Source organism: Kitasatospora sp. SC0581 (assembly GCF_048159585.1).
Lineage (GTDB): Bacteria > Actinomycetota > Actinomycetes > Streptomycetales > Streptomycetaceae > Kitasatospora.
This window is the reverse complement of sequence record NZ_JBLRWA010000134.1, coordinates 1-460: the sequence shown is the minus strand read 5'-3', so window position 1 is coordinate 460 and position 460 is coordinate 1. Positions and strand designations below refer to the sequence as shown.

General features: G+C 41.1%; 1 protein-coding gene. It reads right to left on the bottom strand.

Annotated elements, in window-relative coordinates:
* Positions 1–118: 118 nt before the first annotated feature.
* A partial coding sequence (locus ACLWS4_RS37450) for a PfkB family carbohydrate kinase (protein WP_416876493.1) occupies positions 119–460 on the bottom strand: 342 nt, incomplete at its 5' end.

Here is a 460-nt window from a genome sequence, read left to right as displayed (position 1 = left end):
CGGCGTCATAATAATATGTTTACCGTTCATCCGGACGCTGACGTTCCCACCTGCAGCATTTGTGTTAAACCTATCAAACATTGTTTTCACAACTGTACAAAGATCTCTTCTTTCCGCTTCATATAACATAGCAATTCCTCCCTGATTTTTCGATGCTTTCAAACTTCACATTCTGCTCGATGTTCCCGGCTTCTTTAATATCAAATCCGGAACTTGTTGCCTGCATTGCCTTCGAGGCACTGACAGCTGTAGCAAACTTCAACATTTTCTGAACGTCGTACCTGCAGGACATGCCATAGACCAATCCACCGACAAATGCATCCCCGCATCCCGTATCATTTACGGTATGAACGTCTGGCGGAGTGACTTTATATACAAGATTGTTGTAAAATAACAAAGATCCATTTTTTCCAAATGAAACAATAAAGTAAGGAATCTTCGATAGTTCCGTCTTTTGATA